Consider the following 26,727-nt stretch of genomic DNA (forward strand, 5'->3'; position numbering starts at 1 on the left):
GGTCCCGCGGGTCAGAGCTTGGTCACGTCCAGGCCGCCCTCGGCGTACCGCTTGCGGATCACCTTCTTGTCGAACTTGCCGACGCTCGTCTTCGGGACGGCCTCGACGAGCGACCAGCGCTCGGGGAGCTGCCACTTGGCGATCTTGCCCTCCTCCGCGAGGAAGGCGCGCAGGCTCTCGAAGTCCGCGGTGGAGCCCTCCTTCAGGACGACGGTGGCCAGCGGGCGCTCGCCCCACTTCTCGTCGGGGACGGCCACGACCGCGGCCTCGGCCACGTCCGGGTGGGCCATGAGGGCGTTCTCCAGGTCGACCGAGGAGATCCACTCGCCGCCCGACTTGATGACGTCCTTGGCGCGGTCGGTGAGGGTCAGGAAGCCGTCCGCGCTGATCGTGCCGACGTCGCCGGTCTTCAGCCAGCCGTCCTCGCTGAACTTGTCGGCGGGGCGCAGCGGTTCCCCGTCGTTGCCGCCGTAGTAGGCGCCGGCGATCCAGGGGCCCCGGACCTCCAGTTCGCCCGCGGACTCGCCGTCCCACGGGAGCCGTTCGCCGCCGGGGCCGGTGAGCCGGGCCTCGACGCCGACCGGGAAACGGCCCTGGGTGAGGCGGTAGGCGAACTCCTCCTCCGTGCCCACCGCGTGGGCCGGCGGGCGGGCGACGGTGCCGAGCGGGGAGGTCTCGGTCATGCCCCAGGCGTGGTTGACCCGCATGCCCAGGGCGTCGAAGGCGGCCATGAGCGAGGGCGGACAGGCCGAGCCGCCGATCGTCACCTGGGTCAGGGAGGAGACGTCACGGGGCTTGGCGGTCAGCTCGGCGAGCAGTCCCTGCCAGATCGTCGGGACGGCGGCGGCGTGCGTGGGCCGCTCGCTCTCGATCATCTCGGCGAGCGGCGCGGGCTGGAGGAAGCGGTCCGGCATCAGCATGTTGATGCCCGACATGAAGGTCGCGTGCGGCAGGCCCCAGGCGTTGACGTGGAACTGCGGGACCACGACGAGGGTCGTGTCGCAGTCGGTGAGCCCCATCGACTCGGCCATGTTCACCTGCATGGAGTGCAGGTAGATCGAACGGTGGGAGTAGACGACGCCCTTGGGGTCCCCGGTGGTCCCGGAGGTGTAGCACATGGCCGCGGCCTGCCGCTCGTCGATCTCCGGCCAGTCGAAGACGTCCGGCTTGCCGGCGAGCAGCTCCTCGTAGTCGTGCACCCGCACGCCCGTCCCGTCGAGCGCGGAACGGTCGCCGGGGCCGGAGACCACCACGTGCTCCACCGTCGGGAGGTGGGGGAGGAGCGGTGCGAGCAGCGGGAGCAGCGAACCGTTGGCGATGACCACGCGGTCGGCCGCGTGGTTGACGATGAAGACGAGCTGCTCCGCCGGGAGGCGGAGGTTCAGGGTGTGCAGCACGGCGCCCATGGAGGGGATCGCGTAGTACGCCTCGACGTGCTCGGCGTTGTTCCACATCAGGGTCGCCACGCGCTCGTCGCCCGTCACCCCGAGGTCGTCGCGCAGGGCGTGGGCGAGCTGGTTCGCGCGCCGCCCGGCCTCGCGGAAGCTGCGGCGGTGCGGTTCGCCCTCGCCCGTCCAGGTCGTGATCTGCGACCCTCCGTGCACCAGCGCCCCGTGTTCCAGAATGCGGGTCACAGTCAGCGGTACGTCCTGCATCGTGCTCAGCACGGCGTCCTCCCGGGGCGACATTGCCTACGCGGTAGTAATGGGTTGCGCTGATTCTGCGCACATACCGCGTGGTATGTCACTAGGCCCCGGAATGATCGATCACCGCAGGGCACGCTCGGCCCCGGAACGGGGGCCTTCCTGGCGGACGGGTATCAGCTCGGGGTCCTCGCGCAGTTTGCCCAGCGCACGGGAGACCGCCGACTTGACCGTGCCGACGGAGACCCCGAGGACCTCCGCCGTCTGGGCCTCGCTCAGGTCCTCGTAGTAGCGCAGCACCACCATCGCCCGCTGCCGCGCCGGCAGCTTGGTGATCGCCCGCCACATCGCGTCGTGCAGTGCCTGCTGCTCCGCGGGGTCGGGGGCGGGGAGCCCCTCGGGCTCCGGCAGCTCCTCGCAGACGAACTCGTCGACCTTGCGCTTGCGCCACTGCGACGTCCGCGTGTTCAGCAGGGCGCGCCGCACATAGCCGTCCAGCGCCCGGTGGTCCTCGATCCGGTCCCAGGCGACGTACGTCTTCGTCAGCGCCGTCTGCAGCAGGTCCTCCGCGTCGCTCGGGTTCGCGGTGAGCGACCGGGCGGTACGCAGCAGCACCGGCTGCCGCGCCTTCACGTACGACGAGAACGACGGGTACGAAAGGGTCCGTGCCGCCCCGGTGGCGGCGTTCGAGGCGCTCGGGCAGACGAGTGTGGTCATGGCTCCACGCTAGGTTCGCCCCCTCGTGCGGCGGATCGGCCGCAGGTCCCGAAGCGGTGTCCGCCTCAGGTTGTAGAAGCGGTGCCGGTCCCACCTCCTGAAGGTGGACAAGCGGGTCACCGGGTCTGAGGGTTCACCCCTGAGAGACGGCCGCCGGGTGCGGTTCCCGTCCGGTGGGTGGGTCGGGGCCGTGCCGGTGCATCAGCCCGTCGCCGTTGGACGGAGATGCGGGCGTCGGTGGCGACGGGCATCGATGTACCGGCACGGCCCCTCCCGCGCGTCGCCGGGTGCGGGTGCGTCGGGGTGGCGGCGGACATCGGTGTACCGGCACGGCCCCTCGCGCCGGATACCGACTGCGGGTGCGTCGGGGTGGCGGCGGACATCGGTGTACCGGCACGGCCCCTCGCGCCGGATACCGACTGCGGGTGCGTCGGGGTGGCGGTGGTCTCAGGCATCGGCTCCGAGGATCAGGCCCGATGTCGGGACCCCGGTTCCCGCGGTCACCAGCACGTGGGAGGCGCCCGGTATCTGGTTCACGGACGTGCCCCGCAGTTGCCGTACGCCCTCCGCGATCCCGTTCATCCCGTGCAGGTACGCCTCCCCGAGCTGCCCCCCGTGCGTGTTCAGCGGCAGCCTCTCCTCGGCGACGAAGTCCGCGGCCTCCCCCGGCTTGCAGAAGCCGAACTCCTCCAGCTGCATCAGCACGAACGGCGTGAAGTGGTCGTACAGGATTCCCACGTCGATGTCCGCCGGGCCCATTCCCGCCGTCCTCCACAGCTGCCTGGCCACCACGCCCATCTCCGGGAGCCCGGTCAGGTCGTCCCTGTAGAAGCTGGTCATCTGCTCCTGGGCCCGTCCCGCGCCCTGCGCGGCGGCCGTGATCACCGCCGGGGGGTGCGGCAGGTCGCGGGCCCGCTCCACGGAGGTGACCACGAGCGCCTGGCCGCCGTCCGTCTCCTGGCAGCAGTCCAGCAGCCGCAGCGGCTCCACGATCCAGCGCGAGGCCGCGTGGTCGGCGAGGGTGATCGGTCTGCCGTGGAAGTACGCGGCCGGGTTGGTCGCCGCGTACTTCCGGTCCGTCACCGCGACATGGCCGAACGCCTCCGGCGTCAGTCCGTGGGCGTGCAGATACCGCCGGGCCGCCATCGCCACCCAGGAGGCCGGGGTGAGCAGCCCGAACGGCAGGGACCAGCCGAGCGCCGCGCCCTCCGCGGACGGCTCCCGCCGCTGTACGCCCGAGCCGAACCTGCGGCCCGACCGTTCGTTGAACGCCCGGTAGCAGACCACCACCTCGGCCACGCCGGCGGCGACGGCGAGCGCCGCCTGCTGGACGGTCGCGCACGCCGCCCCGCCGCCGTAGTGGACGCGCGAGAAGAACGACAGCTCCCCGATCCCGGCCGCCTGCGCGACGGTGATCTCCGGGCTGGTGTCCATCGTGAACGTCACGAGGCCGTCCACGTCCCCGGGCGTCAGCCCCGCGTCGTCGAGCGCGGCCCGCACCGCCTCCACCGCCAGCCGCAGCTCGCTGCGCCCCGAGTCCTTGGAGAACTCGGTGGCCCCGGCGCCCACGACCGCCGCCCGCCCGCCGAGGCTGTCCTGCTTGCGCACACTCATGCGGCACCGCCTGCCGGGACGGTCACCGTCACTGTGCCCATGACATGCCGGCCGATGCCGTTGGCGCCGAGGATCCTGACGGTCGCCGTGTCGCCGTCGACCTCCTCGACGGAGCCGGTCAACACCATGGTGTCCCCGGGGTGGTTGGGGGCGCCCAGCCGTATCGCCACCCCGCGCAGCACGGCGGCCGGGCCGAAGTGGTCGGTCACGTACCGTCCGACCAGGCCGTTGGTCGTCAGGATGTTCATGAAGATGTCCGGCGATCCCTTCGCCCGCGCCAGGTCCGCGTCGTGATGGACGTCCTGGTAGTCCCGTGAGGCGATCGCCCCGGCCACGATCAGCGTGCGGGTGATCTCGATCTCCAGCGGCGGCAGCACGTCTCCCACCCTCATGTCCCCACCTCCCCGTTCGCGATCAACTCCCCGAGCTCCTGGAGCAGTTCGCCCCCGCAGCCGAGATATGCGTCCAGTTGCCTGCCCCACAGGAAGTGCCGGTGCACGGGGTGCCCGAGGTCGGCGCCCGCCCCTCCGTGCAGATGCTGGCCCGTGTGCACCACCCGTCGGCCCGCCTCGGACGCCCACCAGGCGGCCGTGAGGGCGTGCGCCGCGTACGGCAGCCCCTCGTCGCGCCGCCACGCCGCCTCGTACGCCGTCACCCGTATCGCCTCGGTGTCCATGTAGGCGTCGGCGGCCCGCAGCTGGACGCCCTGCCGGGCGGCGAGCGGCTGCCCGAACTGCTCGCGTGTGTTCGTGTGCTCCACCGCCCGCGCCAGCGAACCCGCGCACACCCCCGCCTGGAGTCCGGCGAAGGCGGTACGGGCCGTCGCCAGCAGGTCGTCGTACGCGCCCGCGGCGCCCAGCGCCTCCCCCGGCGTCCCCTCCAGCGTCAGCCGCCCCGCCGACCAGGGTGCCGTGAGCTCGACCGGCTCGCTCGCCGCCGCCTCCGCCACGCGGACCAGCCAGAGCCCGCGCCGCTCGTCGGCGACGAGCACGTGGGTGGCGTCGCGCAGCCACGGCACGGCGGGAAGGACACCGGTCAGCGTCCCGGAGACGGCGGGGGAGGCGGAGGGGGGCGGGGAGGCCGACAGGGCCTGCGCGCCCGATATCGCGCCGGTCACCACCACCGTCCCGTCGGCGATCCCCGGCAGCAGCCGCTCGCGCTGCTCCGGCGAGCCGTGCGCCGCCACCGCGAGCAGCCCGTACACACAGCTCGCGGCGAACGGCACCTGGGCCGTGACGCGCCCCTGCTCCTCCAGCAGCAGGACGAGCCCGAGGAGCCCGGTGTCCGCGACCGCCCCCACCAGCCCGGCGGCGCACAGTTCCTTCCACAGTCCGGCGTCACTGCCCGTACCGGCCGCGGTGAGGCGTTCGTGGGTGGAGTGGTCGCCGAGGATCCGCGCGGCCAGGTCCACGGCGGCCGCCTGCTCCTCGGTGGGCGTGAAGTCCATGTCAGCTCACCTCGCCCGGCACCGCGGCGGCAGCGGCGGCCCGGAAGACGGGCAGCACCAGCTCCTCGTCGTACCGCCGGAACTCGAGCCGCACCGGCATCCCGATCCGCACCTCGTCGCAGGGCACCCCCACCACGTTGCTCACGATCCGCACGCCCTCGGCGAGCTCGACCAGCGCGACGGCGTAGGGAGGGTCGAACGCCGGGAACGGCGGGTGGTGCATGACGACGTACGAGTACACGGTCCCCTCGCCGCCCGACTCGACCGTGTCCCAGTCCGGGCCGCCGCACGCCCCGCAGCCCGGCAGCCACGGGAAGCGCAGCGTCCCGCACGCCGTGCAGCGCTGGATCAGCAGCCGGCGCGCTCCGACGCCCTCCCAGAACCCCGCGTTGTCCCGGTTGACCACCGGGCGCGGACGCCTGGCGCCCGGCTCCGCGGTCCCCGGCCCCGCGTTCTTCGGAGTCCGTCGAGCCGGGGCGTACTTGAGGATGCGGAACCGGTGCGTCCCTGCGAGTTCGCCGCACGCCCGGATGTCCATCCGGGTGGTGACGAAGTAGCCCGTGCCCAGCTTGGTCGTCTTGCGTCCGGACACCGACTCGATCATCGAGTCGAAGGTGACCTCGTCCCCGGGGCGCAGCGGCCGCAGGTACTCCTGTTCGCAGTCGGTGGCGACGATCGAGGTGTATCCGGCGCCGTCGAGCAGGGCGAACAGCTCGTCGTAGGTCGTGGAGCGGCCGGGCCGGTCGGCGTGCCCGGAGAGGCCGCTCATCGTCCACGCCTGGAGCATGGTGGGCGGGGCGATCGCGTCCGGTCCCGTGTACGCCGGGTTGGTGTCGCCCATGGCCTCGCACCAGTGCCGGATCATCGGCGCGTTGACCGGATCCCTGCCGACGCCCCCGGCGGTGGCCGCTCGCCCCTCGTACTCCTTCAGCCGCGCCGACAGCCCGTCCCCGTCCGGCGCGACGCCCTCCCGGGCGGCCCCTTCGGACCCGGCGCCGCCGCCCGTCGCGGGGCCCGTGTCGCCCGCTCCCCGGCCGTTCACCGCCGCCCCCGCCGCATGCCGAGCCGCATCGTCGCGACGATCTCCCGCTGCACCTCGCTCACCCCGCCCCCGAACGTGTTGATCTGGGCCGCCCTGTTCATCCGCTCCAGTCCGCCGCCCCCGAACTCCCCCGGAGAACCCGCCCGGACCAGGGCCCGCGGTCCCACGACGTGCTGGCACATCCGGTACACCGCGACCGCGGACTCGGTCCCCATGACCTTCACTCCGCTCGCGTCCCCGGGCGCCGGCCCGCCGGCTCCCACGTCCCCCACCAGACGCCAGTTGAGCAGGCGTGACGCCGCCAGCCGGGCGTGCACCTCGGCGAGCTGGAAGCGCACCCACGGCTCGTCGGCCGCGCGCCGCCCGGTCACCGGATCGGGGGTGCGGGCCGCCTCCAGGGCGGCCGCGTAGAAGTCCTCGGCCTGCATGCCGGTCGCGGCGAGGGCGACCCGCTCGTGGTTGAGCTGGCTGGTGACGAGCGCCCAGCCGCCGTTCTCCTCCCCGACCAGGTTCCCGGCCGGGACGCGGATCCCGTCGTAGTAGGTGGCCGTGGTGGTCTGGCCGCCCACGGTCTCGATCGGTGTCCACGAGAACCCGGGGGCGTCGGTGGGCACGAGCAGGATCGAGATGCCCCGGTGCCTGGGCGCGTCCGGGTCGGTCCGGCAGGCGAGCCAGATCCAGTCGGCGTTCTGGGCGTTGGACGTGAAGACCTTCTGGCCGTCGATCCGCCAGGACCCTCCCCCGTCGCCGCCCTCCCCGGCCTCCCGGACGGCGCGGGTGCGCAGGGCGGCGAGGTCCGTACCGGCCGACGGCTCCGAGTACCCGATGGCGAAGACGAGGTCGCCCTTCAGGATGCGCGGCAGGAAGAACTCCCTCTGTTCCCGGCTGCCGTACTTCATGAGGGTCGGTCCGACGGTGTTCAGCGTGACCATCGAGACGGGGGCGCCTGCCCGGTAGGCCTCGTCGAAGAAGACGAACTGCTCGTCCGCTCCGCGCCCCTGCCCGCCGTACTCGGCCGGCCAGCCGAGTCCGAGCAGACCGTCGGCGCCGATGCGGCGCAGCAGCTCCCGCTGCCGGGCGGGGTCGTCGGGGGGCGGCGGCCCGTCCGGCATCAGGTCCCGGAAGTACGTGCGCAGTTCGGCGCGCAGCCGCTGCTGGCGCTCGGTGGGGGCGAGGTGCACGACGGCGGCCCTCCCGGACCTCGTACGAACAAGGTTTTCTGACTGTCCGTCAGATACCGTCACCTGTCAAGGTCGTGGACCCCGCCACGGGGCGGGCGCCGACCGTCGGCGCGGGCACCGCGGCACCCGTCCCGCCCCGCGGGCCGGGGACCGGAAAATCCGGGGAGTCCGGGGAGTCCGGGGGGTCAGGGGGTCCGAAGGATTCGGGGAGGTCGGGAGCCCTTCCTTTTCCCGAACACCCGTACGATTATGGATACATGGCCACCATCGACCGGCGGGCCACCACTCTGGCCCTGGCCCATGCCCTGTCCGCGGCCGAGCGCGGACTCGCGGTGATCCCGCTGTCCCGCACGAAGCTCCCGGCCCTGCGCTCCCCCCACCGCGACGACCCCGACCCCCGGCCGTGCCACGGCGAATGCGGCCGCTTCGGACACGGCGTGTACGACGCCTCGACCGATCCCCGGCGCATCCGCGAACTGTTCGCCGCCGCCCCCTGGGCCACCGGCTACGGCATCGCCTGCGGATTACCTCCGCACCACCTCATCGGCGTCGACCTCGACACCAAGTCCGACACCGACTCCTCGGCCGCCCTGCGCGAACTGGCCCTGCGCCACCTCTTCACGATCCCGGACACCGTGGTCGTCCTGACCCCCAGCGGCGGCCGCCACCTGTGGCTGAGCGGACCGCCGGACGTCGTGGTCCCCAACTCGGCGAGCCGGCTCGCCCCCGGCATCGACATCCGCGGCGCCGGCGGCTACCTCGTCGGCCCCGGCTCACGCACCGAGCACGGCGCGTACGGGACGGCACCCGGCACCTCCCGGCTCGCACCCGCGCCCTGCCCGCCCGAACTCCTGCGCCTGCTCCTGCCCCCACCGCGCGCCCACCGCCCCACGGCCTCCACCACCTCCACGCCCTCCACGCCCTCCGCGACCGAGCGGCAGGGCCAGGGACTGGTCCGGTTCGTCCTCGCCGCCCACGAGGGCCAGCGCAACACCCGCCTCTTCTGGGCCGCCTGCCGCGCCTACGAGAACGGCATCGGCCCCCAGCTGACCGCCCGGCTCGTCCAGGCCGCCGTCCGCACGGGCCTGACCGAACAGGAGGCCCGCTCGACGATCGCCTCCGCGGCACGGATGGCGGCCCCCGCCGACGGACGGCACTGACGGGCGGCGCTGACGGGCGGTCGGGGCGATGCACACGTACGGGGTGACGCCCCGTGGAGTTTCATCACACGTACGGGTGAGCGTCGGGACACGGCGTCCGGGTATGGGCCCACCTGCCCCGGATCGCCGAGAGGCCCGTCCCGGCGACGGACCGAGCGGTGAAAAACACCCGTCGGCAAAGGCGTTTCCGGAAGGAAGCGGTGACGCGGAACGCATTTCCGGTCGTCATGAGTCAACGGCGTGTGCGTGTCTACACCGAACCAAACGCCTTGATTGTTCAGAATGTGCCCAACCGCCCCATTTGAAACTTTGAAGTTTCGTTGCCGAGGAGCGTGGCATGCAGGTTCGCAGGTGGCTCCCGGGCCAACCCACCCACATCGGCCGGCACGACTGGCCGGACGAGGGTGACGACAGGACACACCTGCGGTTGCGGGCCGGCTCCATTGTGGTACTGGACCGGCAGGCCTGGCGGGTCCTGGAGATCAACGACTACCCGGGCGACTGGTGGCCGGAGTGCTACGAGAAGGCATGGGGCGAACACCTGGAGCTGTGGTGGCACGCTAACGAACTGCGGCGGGCCAACGGCCAGGCTGTCAAACCGACCCCCGAGCGCACCGAGTTCTACAAGCGCCCGGTGATCCTGGTCCTGCGCAGCGAGAACCTGTCCCGGTCCACGCCGAAGCACTGGTGCGCTCCCGCCAGCCACGACTGGCAGGTCCTCCCGGAGCACTACGCCGTCTGTCACGCCTGCGGCGAGCTGCCCCCCTGCCACCACGGGGAGTACCGCTGGGAGAGCGGTCCGCGCCGCCCCGAGCAGAGCGGCGGCATCTCCCTCATGGTGCCGGAGGGCTGCTGCATGGGGTGCGCCGAGCAGATCAAGCCCCGGGGACGGACCGTGCACTTCCCGGGCCCGAACCTCTGGTACCCGGACCTGGGGGAGAACACCGCGGTCTTCCACACCCGCGCCGCCTGCGCCGACCAGGTCGACTGCTACCGCCTGCAGTGGCAGGCCCAGTACGGCCCCCGCGCCTCCACCCACTCGGCCACCCTGGCGTTCCCCGGTTTCGAACACCTCCTGCTGCCCCGGACGCGTCGCGCTCCGGACCTTCCCCCGCACGTCCAGCAGATCGCCCAGGGCCCCTACACCGTGCCGTCCCCACCGGCTCCGCCGTCCCGTCCGGAGGAGGAGACGCACACCTTCCCGGTCAGCGGCTCCGGAACCTTCCACCTCCCGTTCGACAGGTACCGGGGGGAGCAGGAGACCGGCACCGCGCCGGCCGGCCCTTCGGCACCCGCCGCTCCCGAGCCGACCGCCCGGCCGACGCCTGCGGCTTCCGGCGCGCCCCTGGCGAACCCGGCCGCACCGGTCCGGCCCGCCACGCCGACGCCCCCTCCCCCGGACGGGACGTCCGCGCCCGCCGCCGCCCCGTCACCGCCTCCCGCCGAGAGCGCCGGAGCGGCCCTCCGGGCGGCGCAGGAACTGGGTCTGTCGCTGGCGGAACGCCCGGCCTTCCACAACGCGGAACAGGCGGCCAGGGTGATCGAGGAACTCACCGCCGCGGTCCGGAACATCGCGCTCTGCCTGAACAACCCGGCGGCCCGCGAGCACTCCTGACCCGCCCCGGCCGCCGGGCCGGACCGACGGGGGACGGCCCCCCACGCGAATGGGGTGCCCCTCACCGAGGGGCACCCCATTCGTCCTGCACGTCCATGAACTGCGGTGGGTGTGGGATTTGAACCCACGGTGACTCGCGCCACGACGGTTTTCAAGACCGTTCCCTTAGGCCGCTCGGGCAACCCACCTCGCCCCGTCCCACCTGGGGCGGAGCGGCTACAGCCTACCGGCCGCGAGCGCCCGGCGGGGGCCGTGGCCCCCGCCGGAGCCGTCCACGCCCCAATAGTGCGGTACCAGGGGGTTTCTCCCCGGCCCGGGAAGCGGTCCGGGAAAAGGTCCGGGAAGCCGTCCGGCACGGACGCGGGAAGCCGCTTCCGCGGACGGTTCCGAGACCTCGCGCTCACTCGTTTGCCGCAACATCTGAAGGAGGGGCAACGGCGTTAGGGGAACATGGCGAAAGCAAGATCTCTCGCTCCGACCGGTTCCGGAGCTACGGCAAGGGACCCTGCCCCGGCCCCCGCGGCACCTGCCACGGTTCAAGTGGACATCGGCCAGCGGTGGAACGGCCGGGAAAGCTCCGGCCGCCACGGCGCTCACGCGACCGGGACGAACTTTTGTGAATGACGAATACCCGGACCTGTCCTTCGCCCGGTACGGGCAGAACCCCGGATACCCCGCCGGGACGGGGACCGGCCCGTACGGCGATCCCGTGACCGCCCTGAACGAACAGGGCTGGGACCCCGTCGAGGAACTCACCTACCTCCTGCAGGACGCCGCGGCGGCCGAGCAGGAGGTCACCGTGCCGCCCCCGCGCAGCGAGCCGACGTACACCGGCGAATACGTCGGCGAATACGTCGGTGAGCACGTCGGTGAGCGCGTCGGCGAGTACGGCGGTGAGTACGACGGTGATCCGATGGAAAACCTGGTGCAGATCACCACGGAGCTGCCGCCCATCCGGCGCTCCCCGACGGGGCACCGCAAGGTGCGGGTGCGCAACCCCCGCAACTGGCTGCAGGCCGTCAGCTTCGCGATCGCCGCGGTCGCCACCGCCACCGTGTCGATGGTGAGCGTCTTCAGCGGCATGGTGGCCTACTCGCCCCTGCAGCGCATCGCGTCCAACGCGCAGAGCGGCACGGGACCTTGGTGGCCCCTCCTGGTGTACGGCCCCTGGGTGGTGGCCTCGCTCTCCATCCTGAGAGCCGCCCTGCACCGGCGCCGGGCCGTGCACTCGTGGTATGTCGTCCTGCTGTTCTCCTCCGTCGCCATGATGTTCTGCGTGGCCGACGCCAACCAGACGGTCACCGGTGTGGCCACGGCCGTCGTGCCCGCCCTCGCGTCGCTGACCTGCTTCCAGCAGTTAGTCCGTCAGATCACGCTGACCCGGCCGCCCCGCCAGTCCGCGTCCCGCCATCGGCAGCGCCCCCGCCCGGCGTCGGCCCCGGAACGCGCCGGGAACCGGACCGAGGGCAGGAAGGTTGCGGCCGCCGCGAAGAAGACGCGCGTCTGACCCGTCCCGGACGCGGGTTCCTACCGGCACGGGTTCCTACCGGCACGGGCTTCTACCGGCACGGGTTCTTCCCCGGTATGAGCTCTTCCGGGCCGGGCGGGACGGCGGATGCGCGAAAGGGGTGTCTCTCGCGAGAGACACCCCTTTCGGCTTGCACGAAGGGTCAGCTGTCGCCCTCGCGGGAGCCGAGGGTGACGTCGACCGTGTGGGTCTTTCCGTCGCGCGTGTAGGTGAGCTTGACGGTGTCGCCCGGCTTGTGGGTCCAGATCGCGCCGATGAGCGTCGGACCGCTGTCGACCGTCATGCCGTCGAGCTTGGTGATGACGTCGCCGGGCTTGAGGCCCGCCTTGTCGGCGGGACCGCCGGCCTCGACCGCCGCGGAGCCGCTCGCGCCCTCCTCGGTGATCTTCGCGCCGCCCGTGCCCTCCTCCAGGGAGACGGACGCGCCGATCTTCGCGTACACCGGCTTGCCGGTCTGGATGAGCTGCTGGGCCACGTGCTTGGCCTGGTTGATCGGGATCGCGAAGCCCAGGCCGATGGAACCGGACTGGCCGGAGCCGCCGAGACCGCCGCCGCTCGACGACTGGATCGCCGAGTTGATGCCGATCACCGCGCCCGAGGCGTCGAGCAGGGGACCGCCGGAGTTGCCCGGGTTGATCGAGGCGTCCGTCTGCAGGGCGCTCATGTACGAGGACTTGCTGCTGGCGCTGCCGTCGCTGGAGGCGACCGGACGGTTCTTGGCGCTGATGATGCCCGTGGTCACCGTGTTGGAGAGACCGAAGGGCGCGCCGATCGCGATCGTGGAGTCGCCGACGACCACCTTGTCGGAGTCGCCGAGGACGAGCGGCTTCAGGTCCGAGGGCGCGTTCTTCAGCTTGATGACCGCGACGTCGTACCCCTGCGCGTGGCCGACCACCTCGGCGTCGTACTTCTTCCCGCTCGGGAAGGTGGCGCTGAGCTTGCCGCCGTCGACCGCGTCCGCCACCACGTGGTTGTTGGTGAGGATGTGGCCCTGCTTGTCGAAGACGAAGCCCGTGCCGGTGCCGCCCTCGCCGTTGCTGCTCTGGGCCTCGATGGTGACGGTGCTCGGCAGCGCGCCGGCCGCCACGTTCGCGACCGTTCCCGAGGCGCGCTTGACCTCGCCGCTGCTGCTCGGGGCCGACACCGTCGTGGAGTCGGTGGAGCCGTCGTCGTTCTTGGCCAGCGAGTAGCCGATGCCGCCGCCGACACCGCCGGCGACCAGCGCGGCCACCAGGACCGCGGCGATCAGACCGCCGCGCCGGTTCTTCGGCTTCGGCTCGGGCTGCTGGTAGGAGGAACCCCAGCCGCCGTGCCCCGAACCGCCGTCGGCGTACGAGGGGGTGGCGGGCGGCGGGGGCGGCCAGCCCGCCTCGGGGGCGGAGCCCTGGGTCGGGGCCTGTCCGTAGGGGTCGCTCCCCTGCCCGGCTCCGTTCGACGCGTACGCCGGCGTGCCCGCGGGCGCCGGCTCGTGCTGCGGTGCGCCGGGCACCGCGGGGATCGGGGTGGTCGGCTCGTTCCCCGCGTGCGGGACGTCCTGCGCAAAAGCAGTGGGAGTTTCCACCGGCACGGGAGGTGCGGACGGGGCCGGGGGTACTGCGTTGCCCTCGTTCTCGGTGCTCACAGCTCTTCTCCTCGATCCACGGCTGTTGTTCTCGGTCGCACTCGGTCACGCCCACTCACACTTGTCGATGGCCCGGCGCGATTCAGCTGTGCACGTGTTTTTGTACGCTGTCAGCTTTTCCCACAGGCCGTCAGGGCACCATAAGCGGTGGCTGTGCGTCCGAGGCCATCCTTTATAACGGACTTTTATTACCAAAGGGAATGAGTTGGGAGATATCTCACCTCACACGTGCCTGACGACGGTGGCACCATGACGCGGTGACCCTCGCACGACAGCACCCGATTCAGGTCGTCGCCCACCGCGGAGCCTCCGAAGAGGCCCCCGAGCACACGCTGGCCGCGTACAAGAAGGCGATCGAGGACGGTGCGGACGCCCTCGAGTGCGATGTGCGGCTGACCGCCGACGGCCATCTCGTCTGCGTCCACGACCGCCGCGTGAACCGGACGTCCAACGGCCGCGGAGCCGTCTCCGCCCTGGAGCTCGCCGAACTCACGGCACTGGACTTCGGCTCGTGGAAGAACCGCGACGAGTCGCCCGACTGGGAGCACACCCCGGGGAGCCTGACGGACACCTCCGTCCTCACCCTGGAGAAACTGCTCGAACTCGTCGCCGACGCCGGCCGCCGTGTGGAGCTGGCCGTCGAGACCAAGCACCCGACCCGCTGGGCGGGCCAGGTCGAGGAGCGCCTGCTCCAGCTGCTGAAGCGTTTCGGCCTGGACGCCCCCGCCTCCCCGGCCGAGTCCGCCGTGCGCGTCATGAGCTTCTCGGCGCGCTCGCTGCACCGCGTCCGGGCCGCCTCCCCGACCCTGCCGACGGTCTATCTGCTCCAGTTCGTCTCCCCCCGGCTGCGCGACGGACGACTGCCCGCCGGTGTCCGGATCGCAGGCCCCTCGATGCGGATCGTCCGCTCTCACCCGGGGTACGTCGAGCGGCTGAAACGCGCCGGTCACCAGGTGCACGTCTGGACCGTGAACGAGCCCGAGGACGTCGATCTCTGCGTCGAGCTGGGCATCGACGCCATCATCACCAACCGACCCCGTGCGGTACTCCGTCAACTCGGCCGCTGACCTGGCCCTGCACGAGTGACGGCGGCCCCCGGAGAACACTCCGACTGCCCTCCGGAAACCATCGAGAACCAGCCACTCCGTCACAGGTAGTGCACCGGCGCTTTCTTTCCGCATTCGATCGTTACGAGTGCGTCAGCAGACGTCGATCGGCCGGTTTCCGGTCCAGCCCAAAGGGGCATTCACACCCTGGCGTGGGGTGAAGGAGGTCTCGGGGGTGGCGTTGGTGGTGGCACAGGAGGTGCCCACGTCGTCGAGCATGGCCGTACCCCATGGCCCTGCGGGCGTGGGGGAAGCAAGACACCGGATGCGCGATCAACTGCGTTCGGGGGGCGTCGCGGAAACGGTCGTCGATGATGCCGTACTGATCCTTTCCGAGCTGCTCAGCAACGCGTGCCGACATGGCAGGCCCCTGGGCGACGCCCTCGCGGGCGACGGCGACGTGCGCGCGGCCTGGCGTGTCGATCCGGCGGGACGGCTGACGGTCGAGGTGACGGACGGCGGCGGCCCGACCCGCCCGGTGCCCGCCACTCCGTCGGTCACGGCCCGGGGCGGCCGCGGGCTGAACATCATCACGGCGCTGGCCGAGGACTGGGGCGTCCGGGACGGCATCCGCGGCGAGGTCACGGTGTGGGTGGTCGTCCGGGGCGACGTGGAGGCGGCGCACCGGCGCGACGATTTCGCTACGCGCGTCACGTCGCCGAGGGTGTCCGGCATCCCCGGTCTGGACTTCACGGACGTCTTCGACGACCTCGACTGAGCCGGGCCGGGGCGCGGAGCGGCCGCCGAACTCCAGGACGACGCGGTGCGTTGTCCACAGGATCCCGTCGGTCTCCCCGCGAACGGCTAGGCTCGCGCCAGTACGAGACGAGCCGTGATCGGGAGACAGCCACGATGGCCAAGAAGCGACCCCAGACGAAGGCCAAGCAGCCGCAGCTCAAGGACGGCGAGATCCCGGTCGTCGGCGCCCGCGAGCCCTGCCCCTGCGGCAGCGGCCGCCGGTACAAGGCATGTCACGGCCGGGCCGCCGCCCACGCCGCGACCGAGCTGGTGCACCGCCCGTTCGAGGGTCTGCGGGGCGAGGGCGACTGGGTCGCGCTGCGCGAGCTGGTGCCCGCCGCAACGGTCGGACTGACGCTCAGGGAGAGCCTGCCCGAGGGCGTCCCCTCGGTCACCCTCGCCACGGTCCTGCCGATGGCGTGGCCCGCGCTGCGCCGCGAGGACGGCTCGGTGCTGCTCGGCCTGCAGAACGACACGTCGTCCGGCGACATCAGCCGCGACCTGGCCGACACCCTCCGACGCGCGCTCGTCGCGCCGCCCGGCACCCCGGTCGAGGGCCGGCGCGCCCCGGCGGACGGCCCGCGGCTCCAGGACCTGCTCGACCCCGAAGGCGCCTTCGAGCCAGTTGTGCACAGCGGCTTCGAGTTCTGGGTCCCGGACGCGGAGAACGCGACGCCCGAGGTGACCGCCTCGCTGGAGCGGGCCAACGCCGCCGCCATCCCGACGGTGAAGCTCTCCGGGGTCGACGCCGCCTACTGGTGCGAGACGCCCGACAAGAACCACCTGCGCTGGGTCATGCCGTACCCGGAGGAGCAGCTTCTGGACGCTCTCGCGCGACTGCACGCCGAGGGCCGTTCGAGCCTCGGCGAGGGCACCCGGCTCGTGGGTTCCTTCCGTGCGCACGGGCTCACGGTGCCGGTCTGGGACCTGCCGAGCGGTGTCACGGCGGACGACGTCGAGAAGCCGGCGGCCGAGTTCGCCGAGCGCCTCGCCACCGCTCTGGCCACGGACGCGCCGCTGACGGCGGACGAGCGCCGCGCGCGCGGGGGGCTCACCAACCGCCAGGTGACGCTCAGCTGACCCACAGCGGGCCCACGGGACCGAGAACTGACCGACCGGTCAGCTCGTCAGGGTCTCGGAAACGGGTGACTCCTGTCACAACTCCCCGTTGTGACAGGTAAATCCGTGTCCGAATAGCCGAGATCGAATTTGCGAACCGCCGATCTCTTGTTACCGTTCGAGTAGCCCGGTTGCTGGTGCATCCCCCGTCGCCAGCAACCGGGTCTTTCCATGTTCGGAATCCCGAACAATATCAATCGCCTTACCGGCGCCCCGAGTTGCTTCCCGAGCGCAGCAGCAGCGGCCCGTCGCCGCTCATCGCGAATTCCACCACCGCCGAGTAGGCACCCGGCTCTCCCGCCGTGCGTTCCCTCGGTGTCTCGCACACCCCCGGATCGTCCTCCGCGTCCACCGCGCAGGCCGTCTGCACCGTGCGGCCGTCGGGGCCCATCAGCGTCAGGGACGAGCCCAGCGCGTGGCCGGTCGCGTTGCGGTAGTAGGTGCGCGCCCAGGTCTCCTCGCCCTGCGTCAGGACACAGGTCTGCGCCTCGACGCCGTCGGGCGAGGAGAGTTCGGGACCGCACCGGGCGGCGGTGGCGAGACCGAGCAGCAGGGGAGTGCGCCGGGGTCCGGGCGTCCGTGGCCGGCCGTCCGCGGGGGCCGCCCCGCGCAGGGCCGACGCGCCGCCGTCGCCCACCGGCCCGGCCGAGGCCCCGGCCAGTGGCAGGGTGAGGACGGACGCCACGGCCGACGCCAGCGCCATCAGGCGGACTCTTCGGGGGTCCGGCCCGCCGCCCGACGGCGCTGCGGCCCGGCACCCCCCGGAACGACGCTGCATAGGCGGACGATAACGAGCGCGGGAGTGCGTTCGCCGCGCCGCACGCCGGACGCCCCTACAACTCGGGCGCGCTCACACCCGTACGAGTGAGCGCCTCGACGACGGCGCCCACGACCGCCTCCACGCCGGGCACCCAGGGGGCGGCCGACCCGGGAAGCGGAGCGCGCTCCCAGCGGATCCCGCCCTCGCCCGTCTCGGACGGCGGCAGCGCGATGTACCCGCCGTCGCCGTGGAAGCGCAGGGAGCCGGGGACGAAGTCCTGGGCGTAGAGCAGTTCGCCGAGCTGCTCCATGGAGTACGGGGCGACGAGGATCGCCCAGCGCGAGGGGGACGCGACGACCGGGCCGAGGCGCATGCCCGCGCGGTCGAGGGCGTCGAGCGCGCGGGCCGCCGCGAGGGCGGGCAGGCTCACCGCGCAGGGAGCGCCGCCGCCGGTGGCCAGCACGACGGGGGCCGAGGGCCGGTTGGTCCACCACCAGCGCACCATGCGCTCGTCCGTGGTGGCCGCGAGGAGGCCGGGGTCGAAGGGATGGGCACCCGGCACCGCGCACTCCGGGTCGGGGCAGCCGCAGCGGGCACGCCCCCGCGGATCGGCCGCCGCACCCGGCAGGACGGGCCACCGCCATGCGGTCGCGAACGTCAGGGCCGCGCTGAGCATCTCAGGCCCCCCGTCGTTTCGCCTGGACAGGAGCCTGCGTCGCCTTCCGGGGATCTCGCGCATGAGCGCTCGTTCCTTTCCGTTGCACGCCTGGCAACACCGAGGATCACATCACACCATGTGTCGATCACTTCACTGTGCGTACCTGCTGGCGCATCACACCCCTGCTGGAGACAAGGGGAACCCCTCTGGGCCGAGCATGTGGCTGTGTCCGCGCCCATACCGCGCATATCCAAAGCATGGGCATGGCGTGGGGTGGCGGCGCCTGGCGTTTTACGTCCCGCGTATTCCTAGCCGCCTCCGCCACGGGAGGATGGGGCACGGTCGTCGGTGGTTAAGACGCCCGGGTCCGTCGCCAGGTTCCGGGCGGATCTCAACCACCCCTGGCCTTCACCGAGTACGTACCCATCACGACCGCTGTGACGCTCCGTCGAACAAGGCCAGTCGACCTCAATAAGCCGTTGCCCGAGTCAGTTTTAGGCCAATTTCAATTTCCCGCAAGGGTTACCACCGGTCTCACGGACACCAGGAATCCCGGCAGGACAATGCTGGACATCCCCTCACGAGTACGTGTACATGTGGAGACACCGCTAGCGGCGCAGAACGACATGGGGGTTTGCGATGCTATTGAGCAAAACGCACCGGTCGGAAAGCCGGACGCCATGAACGCCCCTCACCTTCCGAAAGTGGCCGGAATCGATTCAGCGGTTCCTGCGCCCACCCACACTGTCGCGCCGACGCCCGCTCCCCCGGGCGCCTCACCGGCCGGACCCGGAGCGGCCCTCCAGGACCGTCTCGCGGGCTGGGTCTCGGACCTCACCACGCTCCACGAACTCACCGAGTGCCTGGCCCGCACCGCGTCACTGGACGACGCGCTGCAGGAACTGCTGCGCGCCGGAGCCGCCCTCGTGGGCGCCCGGCGCGGTCTCGTCGTCCTGGAACCCGGCGACGGACTGGGCCCCGACACCACGATCGGCCTCGGTCTGGCCCGGGCGGATCTAGGCCACATCGAGACGGTGCCGCGCAGCTCCATGTCGTACGGGAAGATCCTGGACGGACTGCCGGGCGGCGAGGGCGAGATCACCCAGCCGGACCTCCTCTCGGAGGACGGGCTCGATCCGCGCCAGCGCGAGGTCGCCGCCCGCCTCGGCTACGCCGCCAGTTACGCGCTGCCGCTGTCCACGGAGGCGGCGGGCCGTCTCGGTGCCGCCGTGTGGCTCTACGACGAGCCCGCCGAGCCGGTGGAACGCCAGCGCCACCTCGTCGGCCTCTACGCCCGCTACGCCACGGAGCATCTGGCCCGGCTCCTGGAACTCGAACGCGCGCGTGCGCGCGCGACGACGATGTCCGAGGAACTGCTGCCCCCACGGCTGCCCCGGGTCTCCGGCGTCCAGCTCGCCGCCCGGCACCGCACCGGCCCGCGCGGCGGCGGCGACTGGTACGACGCGCTGCCGCTGCCCGACGCCGCGCTCGGCCTCGCGGTCGGCTCCGTCACCGGCTCGGGGCCCAGCGCGGTCGCCGCCATGGGCCGACTGCGCGCCTCCCTGCGCGCCTACGCCGTCATGGAGGGCGAGGACCCCGTCGCCGTGCTCTCCGACCTCGAACTGCTGCTGCGGCTGACCGAACCCGCGCGCTCCGCCACCGCCCTGTTCGCGTACTGCGAGCCCGCCCTGCGCAAGCTCACGCTCGCCGGTGCCGGACACAGTCCGCCCCTGGTGATCGGCCCGCGGCGCACCGAGTTCGTGGAGACCTCCCTGTCCGCTCCCCTGGGCATGCTCGCCTGCTGGGAGGCGCCGAGCGTCGAACTGACCGCCGAGCCCGGCGAGACCGTGCTGATCTACACCGACGGTCTGCTGCACCGCACCGGCGACCCGATGGACCGCGCCTTCGCCCGGCTGCACGCGGCGGCGGCGAGCGTCCCGAGGGCGCTGCGCGACGATCCCGGCGCGATCGCCGACCACGTGCTGCGCGGTGTGCTCCCGGACGGTCTCGACGAGGCCGACAGCGACGAGGACGTCGTCCTCCTGGCGGCCCGCTTCGACTGAGAGGGTCCTCACCCGGTGTAACAGGCCTTCCGGCCCTGGGCCCCCTTCAGTACGACCGTACGATGGGGGAGGTCCAGAGTCGTACGAAGGAGGCAGACCGTGTCGGAGGCGCTCACACCGGAGACCCCGGAAGCCGTGCTCGACGAAGCCGCTGACGAAGCGGGCGAGGAAGAGCCCATCAAGCAGCGCAAGAACGGCCTGTACCCGGGCGTGTCCGACGAGCTCGCCGCAAGCATGAAGTCCGGCTGGGCCGACACCGAGCTGCGGGACCTCACGCCCATCGCCCAGGCCGGGCACACCGCTGCCCGCCGCGCCGCGCTGTCCGCGCGCTTCCCCGGCGAACGCCTGGTGATACCCGCGGGCAACCTGAAGACCCGCTCGAACGACACGGAGTACCCCTTCCGTGCCTCGGTCGAGTACGCGTACCTCACCGGCAACCTCACCGAGGACGGCGTCCTCGTGCTGGAGCCCGCCGCCGAGGGCCACAAGGCGACGATCTACCTGCTGCCGCGCTCCAACCGCGAGAACGGCGAGTTCTGGCTGTCCGGGCAGGGCGAGCTGTGGGTCGGCCGGCGCCACTCCCTGGCCGAGGCCGAGCAGCTCTACGGCATCCCCGCCTCCGACGTCCGCGAACTGCCCGCCGCGCTGAAGGAAGCCACCGGTCCCGTCCGCGTCGTGCGCGGCTACGACGCCGCGATCGAGGCCGCGCTGACCGACAAGGTCACCCGCGAGCACGACGACGAACTGCGCGTCTTCCTGTCCGAGGCCCGGCTCGTCAAGGACGAGTTCGAGGCCGGCGAGCTGCAGAAGGCCGTCGACTCCACCGTGCGCGGCTTCGAGGACGTGGTGAAGGTCCTGGACAAGGCCGAGGCCACCAGCGAGCGCTTCATCGAGGGCACCTTCTTCCTGCGCGCGCGGGTCGAGGGCAACGACATCGGCTACGGCTCGATCTGCGCCTCCGGGCCTCACGCCTGCACCCTGCACTGGGTGCGCAACGACGGCCCGGTCCGCTCCGGCGACCTGCTGCTGCTGGACGCGGGCGTGGAGACCCACACCCTCTACACCGCCGACGTCACGCGCACGCTCCCGGTCAACGGCACCTACACGGAGATCCAGAGGAAGATCTACGACGCCGTGTACGACGCCCAGGAGGCCGGTATCGCGGCCGTCCGGCCGGGTGCCAAGTACCGCGACTTCCACGACGCCGCCCAGCGCGTGCTGGCCGAGCGGCTCGTCGGGTGGGGGCTCCTCGAAGGTCCCGTCGAGCGTGTCCTGGAGCTCGGTCTCCAGCGCCGCTGGACCCTGCACGGCACCGGCCACATGCTCGGCATGGACGTCCACGACTGCGCCGCCGCGCGCACCGAGACGTACGTCGAGGGCACGCTGGAGCCGGGCATGTGCCTGACCGTCGAGCCGGGCCTGTACTTCCAGGCGGACGACCTGACCGTGCCGGAGGAGTACCGCGGCATCGGCGTCCGCATCGAGGACGACCTCCTCGTCACCGAGGACGGCAACCGGAACCTGTCGGCCGGCCTGCCGCGCCGCTCCGACGAGGTCGAGGCCTGGATGGCGTCCCTCAAGGGCTGACCCCGTCCCCGCGAGGGCGGGGACACGGGACCGGTGGCCGGGTGCTTCTCGAAGCGCCCGGCCACCGGTGCGTCCGGGGACGGCCTCCCGGGCTCCGGCACGAGCTGGGGTGCCCTCCTCGCCGACGGGGCTCCGGCGCCGGAGCGGAGCCGAACCGGCGTCAGGCGGGCGCGAGGGGAAGCGCGTCCACGAACAGCGCGCCCGCGAGCAGGGCGCCGCTGCCGCCGGGGCTCCACCCGCGCGCGTGGAGGTCGTCGTCGAGGGCGGCCAGGCCCGAGCGTCCCGCCCGCGTGGACGTGCCTCCCGCTTCGAGCACTTCCAGGGCGCCGTCCTGGACATGGCGAAGGCCGTGGGGACCCGCCGTGTACAGCAACTCGGTGTCCTGGAGCGTGGACATGACGGTGAGGAGGGCGTCGAGACGGGCGCACGGCTCGGGCGCACCGGCCGCGCGGGCGGCGGCGAGCGCGTCCAACGCCCTGCGCACGTGCGGGAATCCGGCCCGCGCCTCGCCGCGCGCGCCGGCCGCGCCGTACCGCGCCGAGACGGACGAACCGCGGGAGGGCCGCCGCGGTGCCCGCCGGTCGGCGTGCGCCGCGATCCGCTTGGCCGTCGCGGTGACCCCGGGTCCACGGGCCCCGGGGTCCAGAGCCGCCGCGGCGACCAGCAGCCCGAGAACCCACAGGGCGCCGCGGTGACCGCCGCCCGTCAGGGCCACCGAGTGCTCGGCGCACCGGCCGATCGAGCCCAGTTCGGCGCGGAGTTCGGGCGTGGGCCGGCCGGTGCGGCGGGCGGCGGCGGCCATGGCGGCGAGGCCGGGGACGAGCGCCTGGGCGGACCAGCGCAGGGAACCGAGATCCCGTCGGGTGACCCGGGCGCGGAGGTCGCGCGGGTCCGGCAGTCCGGGTTTGGGGGCCAGCTCCAGTTGCCGGGTCAGGGCGGCCACCGCGGCCCGGGCCAGCGCCTCGTCCTCCGCGCGGCTGCTCATCGACGTCCCCCTCCTCCGAGTACGCCGGCGGTGACGGCACGGGAGCCGGGGCCGGTCGGGTGCGAAGGGAACCTAGACGCGCGGCCCTTGAAGAACCTGGGCAGAAGCTGTCGGCGGCCTGTGGATCCCACCGGGGCCGGTCGCCCGCGGGATCCCGCCCGGATCAGTCACCTGTGCATCCCACCGGGATCAGCCGCCCGTGCCTCTCCCCGGGATCACGCCCATGGTTCCCGCCGGGGGATCACGCCCGTGGTTCCCGCCGGGCGCGGGACACCGGTTCGGCCCGGCGCGTCAGGCCGGCAGCAGCGAGGGGGCCGTCTTCCACTTGAGGATCTTGTCGAAGCTGACCACCGCGCCGCGCCCCGGCCTGTTGCCGATGTGGACGTGGTCGGCGAGCTCGCGGATCAGGCACAGCCCCCGTCCGTGCTCCGCGTCCTCGCCGGCCTGGCGGAGCAGGGCGCGGGCGTTGCCGGCCGGGAAACCGGGGCCGGAATCGGCGACTTCGATACGGAACTGGTCACCGTCGAGGTAGGCCGTCACGCGGTACGCCTCGCAGGAAGAGCCCCGCACGTCGCCCCCGCCGTGCTCGACGGCGTTGGCGCAGGCTTCCGTGAGAGCGACGGAGAGGTCGTACGAGATGTCCGGGTCCACGCCCGCGCTCTCCATCGTGCCGAGCAGCAGGCGTCTGGCGAGCGGGACACTCGCAGCCTCGCGCCGCAGATGGAGTGACCACCAGATGCTCATGCTCCAGCCTCCCGGCCGCGGCTCGACATACCGTTACGTATTGCCGCGACAACCCGTGCGCAATCGCATACGCGACGTGATGCCGCCCATACAGCCGACGCGCTCCCGTGAGCCGGCGGTGTATGCGCGAGCGATCAGCCGCCGGACGACGGCCCTTCGGGCGCCCGCCGTCCGGCGGACGGACCGGTCACAAGCCGTCAATCGGACCTGCCGTACGAAGCGTCGGGGCCCAGTGCGATGATGAGCCCGCCATGACTGCCCCCCACCAGCGTTCGGCGCGTTCCGGAGCAGGCCTCCGGACCTTGAGGGCCGCGGTGTTCGCCGCGGTCTGCGTCGCGCTGGCCGCGGCCGGTCACGGGATCGCCTCCTGCGCCACGGTCCCCCTGTGGACACTGGGCGCCGGTTTCCTCACGGTCTTCGCCGTCGCCGCCTCGCTGGCGGGCCGCGAACGCGCGCTGCCGGGCATCGTGGCACTGCTCGCGCTCGGCCAGACGGCGCTGCACACCCTGTTCGGACTCGGTCCGCGGACGGGCACGACGGCCACCGGGCCGTCCATGGGCGCGATGGCGCCGGGGACACCGATGTCCGACGCCGCGCTCGTGGAGCGGGCCGCCCGTCTGGTGTGCGGCACGGCCGCGGCGGCGATCAGCCCCGCGCAGGCCATGAAGATCCTCACCGACGCGCGGATCGGCACGGGCACGACGGGCTCGGGCACGACGGGCATGGCGTCGTCCATGGACCACGCCGCGGACGCCGTCGCGGGCACCCCGATGCCGGTGCTGCCCTCCCTGCCGATGCTGCTCGCCCACGTGCTCGCGGCCGTCGCCGCCGGGTGGGTGCTGCGCCACGGCGACCTCGCCCTCCTGCGTCTCATGCGCCTGTCGGCGCAGGGAGTCGCGGAAGCGGCGCTCGTACGTTCCCTGCGCGCCTCCCTGACCCTCGTACGCGCCCTGCGCACGGGGCTTCCCGGAGCGCCCGAGATCACGCGCACGCCTCGCACCGCGCCGCTCGCGCCCCTCGCTCCACGGACGACCGCGCTCCAGCACACGGTCGTCCGGCGCGGGCCGCCCTCCGCCGCGTTCGCCCTCGCCGCCTGACACGACGCGCCTTTCACGGAAATCCACGGAATTCCCCCGGTCGCCGGAGTCCCCGACTCCACGGACCGCGCGGGATTCACGGACCTTCCCGGAGGGGACGCGGTCGTGCCGCACGCGCGTGCCGGCCGGGTCTCCCCCGGGCACCCCTCGCCCCTTCCACGGGACGTCGAGGCGCACGCGCTCCCCTTCGTCACCGGACTGAAAGTGGAGTACCTCCTTCCATGAAGGCTTCTCGTCTCGCCGCCGTCGGCACCGTCGCCGCCACCGCCGTTCTCGCCCTGTCCGCCCCCGCGTTCGCGCACGTCAGCGTGCAGCCCGAGGGCGCGGCCGCCAAGGGCGGCTACACCGTCGTGAACTTCAAGGTGCCCAACGAGAGCGACAGCGCCTCGACCGTCAAGCTCGAGGTGAGCCTCCCGGCCGACCACCCGCTGTCCTCCGTCATGCCCCAGCCGCTCGACGGCTGGACCGTGAAGGTCACCAAGTCCACGCTGGACAAGCCGATCACCGCGCACGGCCAGAAGATCAACGAGGCCGTCACCAAGGTCACCTGGACCGCCGACGGCAAGGGCGTCCAGCCGGGCTTCTTCCAGAAGTTCCCGCTCTCCATCGGCGCGCTGCCCGAGGACACCGACGAACTCGTCTTCAAGGCCGTCCAGACGTACTCCGACAAGGAAGTCGTGCGCTGGATCGAGCCGCAGAAGAAGGGCGCGGAGGAGCCCGAGCACCCGGCCCCGGCCCTCGCGCTCACGGCCGCGACCGAGGACGGGCACCACGGCGGCACCGCCGCGAAGGACGCCTCCCACACGGACGAGGCCGACAAGCACTCCGACGAGCACACCGACGAGGCCGCCTCCGCCGCGGACTCCAGCGACACCACCGCGCGCGTGCTCGGCGGCGTGGGCATCCTCGTCGGCCTGGCGGGCGTGGCGTACGGCGTTCTGGCCGGCCGGCGGCGTACGACCGCCTGAGGTGCCGGCACGCACCTGAGGCACTGAGACACACACGCTCCTGGTGGGCGCCGGAGGGCCGCGGCCCTTCCGGCGCCGGCTCCCGGCCGCGAGGCCGGCGGACGCGGCTCTCCGGACCGGCGTCCGGCCCGGCCCCTCTGCCCCGGCAGACCCCCGGCGCCCACCGGAACGCTCACATCTGGGACATTTTTCTATGCGCAAGAAGACGTACGCGACGGCCGCCCTGTTCGCCGCCGCCGCTCTGACCCTCTCCGCCTGCGGCAGCGGCGACGACGGCAACGAGCCGGTCGCCGCCGTTTCCGCCGAATCCGGCTCCACCAAGGCCGCGACGGTCCTCGACAACCCGTTCGAGAAGCCGGACCTCGTACTCACCGACACGACCGGCAAGAAGTACGACCTGCGCGCGGAGACCGAGGGCCGGCCCACGCTCGTCTACTTCGGCTACACCCACTGCCCCGACGTCTGCCCCCTGACGATGAACAACATCGCCGTCGCCAAGAAGCAGCTCCCGAAGGCCGAACAGGACAAGCTGCGCGTCGTGTTCGTCACCACCGACCCGGACCGCGACACGCCCGCCGCGCTCGGCACCTGGCTCAAGGGCGTCGACTCCTCTTTCGTCGGCCTGACCGGTGACTTCGCCACGATCCAGGCCGGCGCCCGCCGCCTCGGCATCACCATCGAGCCGACGACCAAGGACAAGAACGGCAAGCCCGTCTCCGTGCACGGCACCCAGGTCGTCGCCTTCTCCCCGAAGACCGACGCGGGCTACGTGCTGTACGGCGAGAAGGCCACCGTCGAGGACTACGCCAAGGACCTGCCCAGGATCGCCGAGGGGAAGAACCCGTGAGCGGCCGTACGCGCCGCGCGGGACTCCTCGCCGCCTGCTCCCTCGTCCTGGCCGCCGGGACGCTGACGGGCTGCGGCTCGGACGACTCCGCGTCGTCCTCCGCCGATCCCGAACTCGAGGTCACCGGCGCCTACATGCCCGCACCGAGCATGGACACCATGGCGGCGGGCTTCTTCACCGTCACCAACTCCGGCGGCGCCGACACCCTCACCTCGGTCACCAGCGACCTCTCGGACGACGTGACGATGCACGCGACCGTGGACGGCGCGATGCGGGAGGAGAAGTCCTTCGCCGTACCCGCCCGGGGCACCCTGGACCTCGCCAGCGGCGGCAGCCACCTCATGTTCGAAAAGCTCACCCACAAGCCCGGACAGGGCGAGAAGGTGTCCGTGGAACTGCACTTCGCCAAGTCCGGCACGGTCAGGATCTCCATGCCGGTGAAGCCCGCGACCTACAACCCGAAGACCGGACGCTGAGGGAGGCATCA

25 protein-coding genes and 1 tRNA gene are annotated in these 26,727 nt (G+C 72.4%); 12 read left to right on the forward strand and 14 right to left on the reverse strand.

Annotated elements, in window-relative coordinates:
- Nucleotides 1–11: 11 nt before the first annotated feature.
- From ACFW6B_RS12930 to ACFW6B_RS12960, 7 genes are all read right to left on the reverse strand, one after another.
- Nucleotides 12–1,688 carry a long-chain fatty acid--CoA ligase gene (locus tag ACFW6B_RS12930; protein ID WP_386595086.1) on the reverse strand — a complete coding sequence of 559 codons (1,677 nt, stop codon included), beginning with the start codon at nt 1,686–1,688 and terminating at the stop codon, nt 12–14.
- Between the two features lie 78 nt (nt 1,689–1,766).
- The gene (locus ACFW6B_RS12935; protein ID WP_386595088.1) at nt 1,767–2,360 is read right to left on the reverse strand and encodes a SigE family RNA polymerase sigma factor; all 594 of its coding nucleotides are present in this window, start codon (nt 2,358–2,360) and stop codon (nt 1,767–1,769) included.
- A gap of 447 nt (nt 2,361–2,807) precedes the next feature.
- The gene (locus ACFW6B_RS12940) at nt 2,808–3,974 is read right to left on the reverse strand and encodes a lipid-transfer protein (protein WP_386595090.1); all 1,167 of its coding nucleotides are present in this window, start codon (nt 3,972–3,974) and stop codon (nt 2,808–2,810) included.
- Entirely contained in the window at nt 3,971–4,366 is a 396-nt protein-coding gene (locus ACFW6B_RS12945; RefSeq protein WP_386595092.1) for a MaoC family dehydratase, read from the reverse strand. Before ACFW6B_RS12945 ends, ACFW6B_RS12940 begins: the two co-directional genes overlap by 4 nt.
- Entirely contained in the window at nt 4,363–5,421 is a 1,059-nt protein-coding gene (locus ACFW6B_RS12950; protein ID WP_386595093.1) for an acyl-CoA dehydrogenase family protein, read from the reverse strand. Before ACFW6B_RS12950 ends, ACFW6B_RS12945 begins: the two co-directional genes overlap by 4 nt.
- 1 nt (nt 5,422) lies before the next feature.
- Nucleotides 5,423–6,463, reverse strand: coding sequence for a bifunctional MaoC family dehydratase N-terminal/OB-fold nucleic acid binding domain-containing protein (locus ACFW6B_RS12955; protein ID WP_386595096.1), 1,041 nt, complete (start codon nt 6,461–6,463; stop codon nt 5,423–5,425).
- Nucleotides 6,460–7,644: an acyl-CoA dehydrogenase family protein gene (locus ACFW6B_RS12960; RefSeq protein ID WP_386595098.1), complete on the reverse strand. Its 1,185-nt coding sequence runs from the start codon at nt 7,642–7,644 to the stop codon at nt 6,460–6,462. Before ACFW6B_RS12960 ends, ACFW6B_RS12955 begins: the two co-directional genes overlap by 4 nt.
- A gap of 257 nt (nt 7,645–7,901) precedes the next feature.
- Here ACFW6B_RS12960 and ACFW6B_RS12965 point away from each other — a divergent pair, with 257 nt between their 5' ends.
- A complete protein-coding gene (locus ACFW6B_RS12965) occupies nt 7,902–8,804 on the forward strand; it encodes a bifunctional DNA primase/polymerase (RefSeq protein WP_386595100.1) in 903 nt (300 codons plus the stop codon).
- A 337-nt stretch (nt 8,805–9,141) separates the two neighbouring features.
- A complete protein-coding gene (locus ACFW6B_RS12970; protein ID WP_386595102.1) occupies nt 9,142–10,419 on the forward strand; it encodes a hypothetical protein in 1,278 nt (425 codons plus the stop codon).
- 103 nt (nt 10,420–10,522) lie between these two features.
- On the opposite strand, the gene ACFW6B_RS12975 is transcribed toward ACFW6B_RS12970, so the two are convergent.
- A tRNA-Ser gene (locus tag ACFW6B_RS12975) sits at nt 10,523–10,607 on the reverse strand.
- 428 nt (nt 10,608–11,035) lie between these two features.
- Between ACFW6B_RS12975 and ACFW6B_RS12980 the strand changes: the two genes are divergently transcribed.
- On the forward strand, nt 11,036–11,926 hold the full coding sequence (locus tag ACFW6B_RS12980) for a DUF2637 domain-containing protein (protein ID WP_386595104.1): 891 nt from the start codon (nt 11,036–11,038) through the stop codon (nt 11,924–11,926).
- Between the two features lie 163 nt (nt 11,927–12,089).
- Here ACFW6B_RS12980 and ACFW6B_RS12985 read toward each other — a convergent pair whose 3' ends face one another.
- Nucleotides 12,090–13,568 carry a S1C family serine protease gene (locus ACFW6B_RS12985; RefSeq protein WP_386595106.1) on the reverse strand — a complete coding sequence of 493 codons (1,479 nt, stop codon included), beginning with the start codon at nt 13,566–13,568 and terminating at the stop codon, nt 12,090–12,092.
- A gap of 257 nt (nt 13,569–13,825) precedes the next feature.
- On the opposite strand from ACFW6B_RS12985, the gene ACFW6B_RS12990 reads away from it, so the two are divergent.
- Nucleotides 13,826–14,635 (forward strand): glycerophosphodiester phosphodiesterase, encoded by an 810-nt coding sequence (locus ACFW6B_RS12990; protein WP_386595108.1) that lies wholly within the window; start codon nt 13,826–13,828, stop codon nt 14,633–14,635.
- 132 nt (nt 14,636–14,767) lie between these two features.
- Here the strand turns inward: ACFW6B_RS12990 and ACFW6B_RS12995 are convergent, their stop codons facing one another.
- Nucleotides 14,768–14,893: a hypothetical protein gene (locus ACFW6B_RS12995; RefSeq protein ID WP_386595354.1), complete on the reverse strand. Its 126-nt coding sequence runs from the start codon at nt 14,891–14,893 to the stop codon at nt 14,768–14,770.
- On the opposite strand from ACFW6B_RS12995, the gene ACFW6B_RS13000 reads away from it, so the two are divergent.
- Nucleotides 14,850–15,392, forward strand: a complete 543-nt coding sequence (locus ACFW6B_RS13000) for an ATP-binding protein (protein WP_386595109.1) — start codon at nt 14,850–14,852, stop codon at nt 15,390–15,392. The genes ACFW6B_RS12995 and ACFW6B_RS13000 overlap by 44 nt on opposite strands.
- A 134-nt stretch (nt 15,393–15,526) precedes the next feature.
- Entirely contained in the window at nt 15,527–16,492 is a 966-nt protein-coding gene (locus tag ACFW6B_RS13005; protein WP_386595112.1) for a DUF5926 family protein, read from the forward strand.
- Nucleotides 16,493–16,733: 241 nt separating this feature from the next.
- Here the strand turns inward: ACFW6B_RS13005 and ACFW6B_RS13010 are convergent, their stop codons facing one another.
- Both ACFW6B_RS13010 and ACFW6B_RS13015 read right to left on the reverse strand, forming a co-directional pair.
- Nucleotides 16,734–17,234, reverse strand: a complete 501-nt coding sequence (locus ACFW6B_RS13010) for a hypothetical protein (protein WP_386595114.1) — start codon at nt 17,232–17,234, stop codon at nt 16,734–16,736.
- Nucleotides 17,235–17,364: 130 nt separating this feature from the next.
- Nucleotides 17,365–18,030: a bifunctional DNA primase/polymerase gene (locus ACFW6B_RS13015; protein WP_386595115.1), complete on the reverse strand. Its 666-nt coding sequence runs from the start codon at nt 18,028–18,030 to the stop codon at nt 17,365–17,367.
- A 482-nt stretch (nt 18,031–18,512) separates the two neighbouring features.
- Between ACFW6B_RS13015 and ACFW6B_RS13020 the strand changes: the two genes are divergently transcribed.
- The gene (locus ACFW6B_RS13020; RefSeq protein ID WP_386595117.1) at nt 18,513–20,012 is read left to right on the forward strand and encodes a PP2C family protein-serine/threonine phosphatase; all 1,500 of its coding nucleotides are present in this window, start codon (nt 18,513–18,515) and stop codon (nt 20,010–20,012) included.
- A gap of 99 nt (nt 20,013–20,111) precedes the next feature.
- Entirely contained in the window at nt 20,112–21,599 is a 1,488-nt protein-coding gene (locus ACFW6B_RS13025; RefSeq protein ID WP_386595119.1) for an aminopeptidase P family protein, read from the forward strand.
- 160 nt (nt 21,600–21,759) lie between these two features.
- On the opposite strand, the gene ACFW6B_RS13030 is transcribed toward ACFW6B_RS13025, so the two are convergent.
- Nucleotides 21,760–22,584 (reverse strand): triphosphoribosyl-dephospho-CoA synthase, encoded by an 825-nt coding sequence (locus ACFW6B_RS13030; RefSeq protein ID WP_386595120.1) that lies wholly within the window; start codon nt 22,582–22,584, stop codon nt 21,760–21,762.
- A 291-nt stretch (nt 22,585–22,875) separates the two neighbouring features.
- Nucleotides 22,876–23,328: an ATP-binding protein gene (locus tag ACFW6B_RS13035; RefSeq protein ID WP_386595122.1), complete on the reverse strand. Its 453-nt coding sequence runs from the start codon at nt 23,326–23,328 to the stop codon at nt 22,876–22,878.
- 251 nt (nt 23,329–23,579) lie between these two features.
- On the opposite strand from ACFW6B_RS13035, the gene ACFW6B_RS13040 reads away from it, so the two are divergent.
- From ACFW6B_RS13040 to ACFW6B_RS13055, 4 genes are all read left to right on the forward strand, one after another.
- Nucleotides 23,580–24,425, forward strand: a complete 846-nt coding sequence (locus ACFW6B_RS13040; RefSeq protein ID WP_386595124.1) for a hypothetical protein — start codon at nt 23,580–23,582, stop codon at nt 24,423–24,425.
- Nucleotides 24,426–24,646: 221 nt separating this feature from the next.
- Nucleotides 24,647–25,393 (forward strand): YcnI family protein, encoded by a 747-nt coding sequence (locus ACFW6B_RS13045; RefSeq protein WP_386595126.1) that lies wholly within the window; start codon nt 24,647–24,649, stop codon nt 25,391–25,393.
- 193 nt (nt 25,394–25,586) lie between these two features.
- Complete coding sequence (locus ACFW6B_RS13050; RefSeq protein ID WP_386595127.1) at nt 25,587–26,240, forward strand: SCO family protein; 654 nt, start codon at nt 25,587–25,589, stop codon at nt 26,238–26,240.
- Nucleotides 26,237–26,716 (forward strand): copper chaperone PCu(A)C, encoded by a 480-nt coding sequence (locus ACFW6B_RS13055; protein ID WP_386595129.1) that lies wholly within the window; start codon nt 26,237–26,239, stop codon nt 26,714–26,716. Before ACFW6B_RS13050 ends, ACFW6B_RS13055 begins: the two co-directional genes overlap by 4 nt.
- Nucleotides 26,717–26,727: the final 11 nt, after the last annotated feature.

Origin of the sequence: Streptomyces sp. NPDC058751 (genome assembly GCF_042746485.1) — a bacterium.
Taxonomy (GTDB): domain Bacteria; phylum Actinomycetota; class Actinomycetes; order Streptomycetales; family Streptomycetaceae; genus Streptomyces.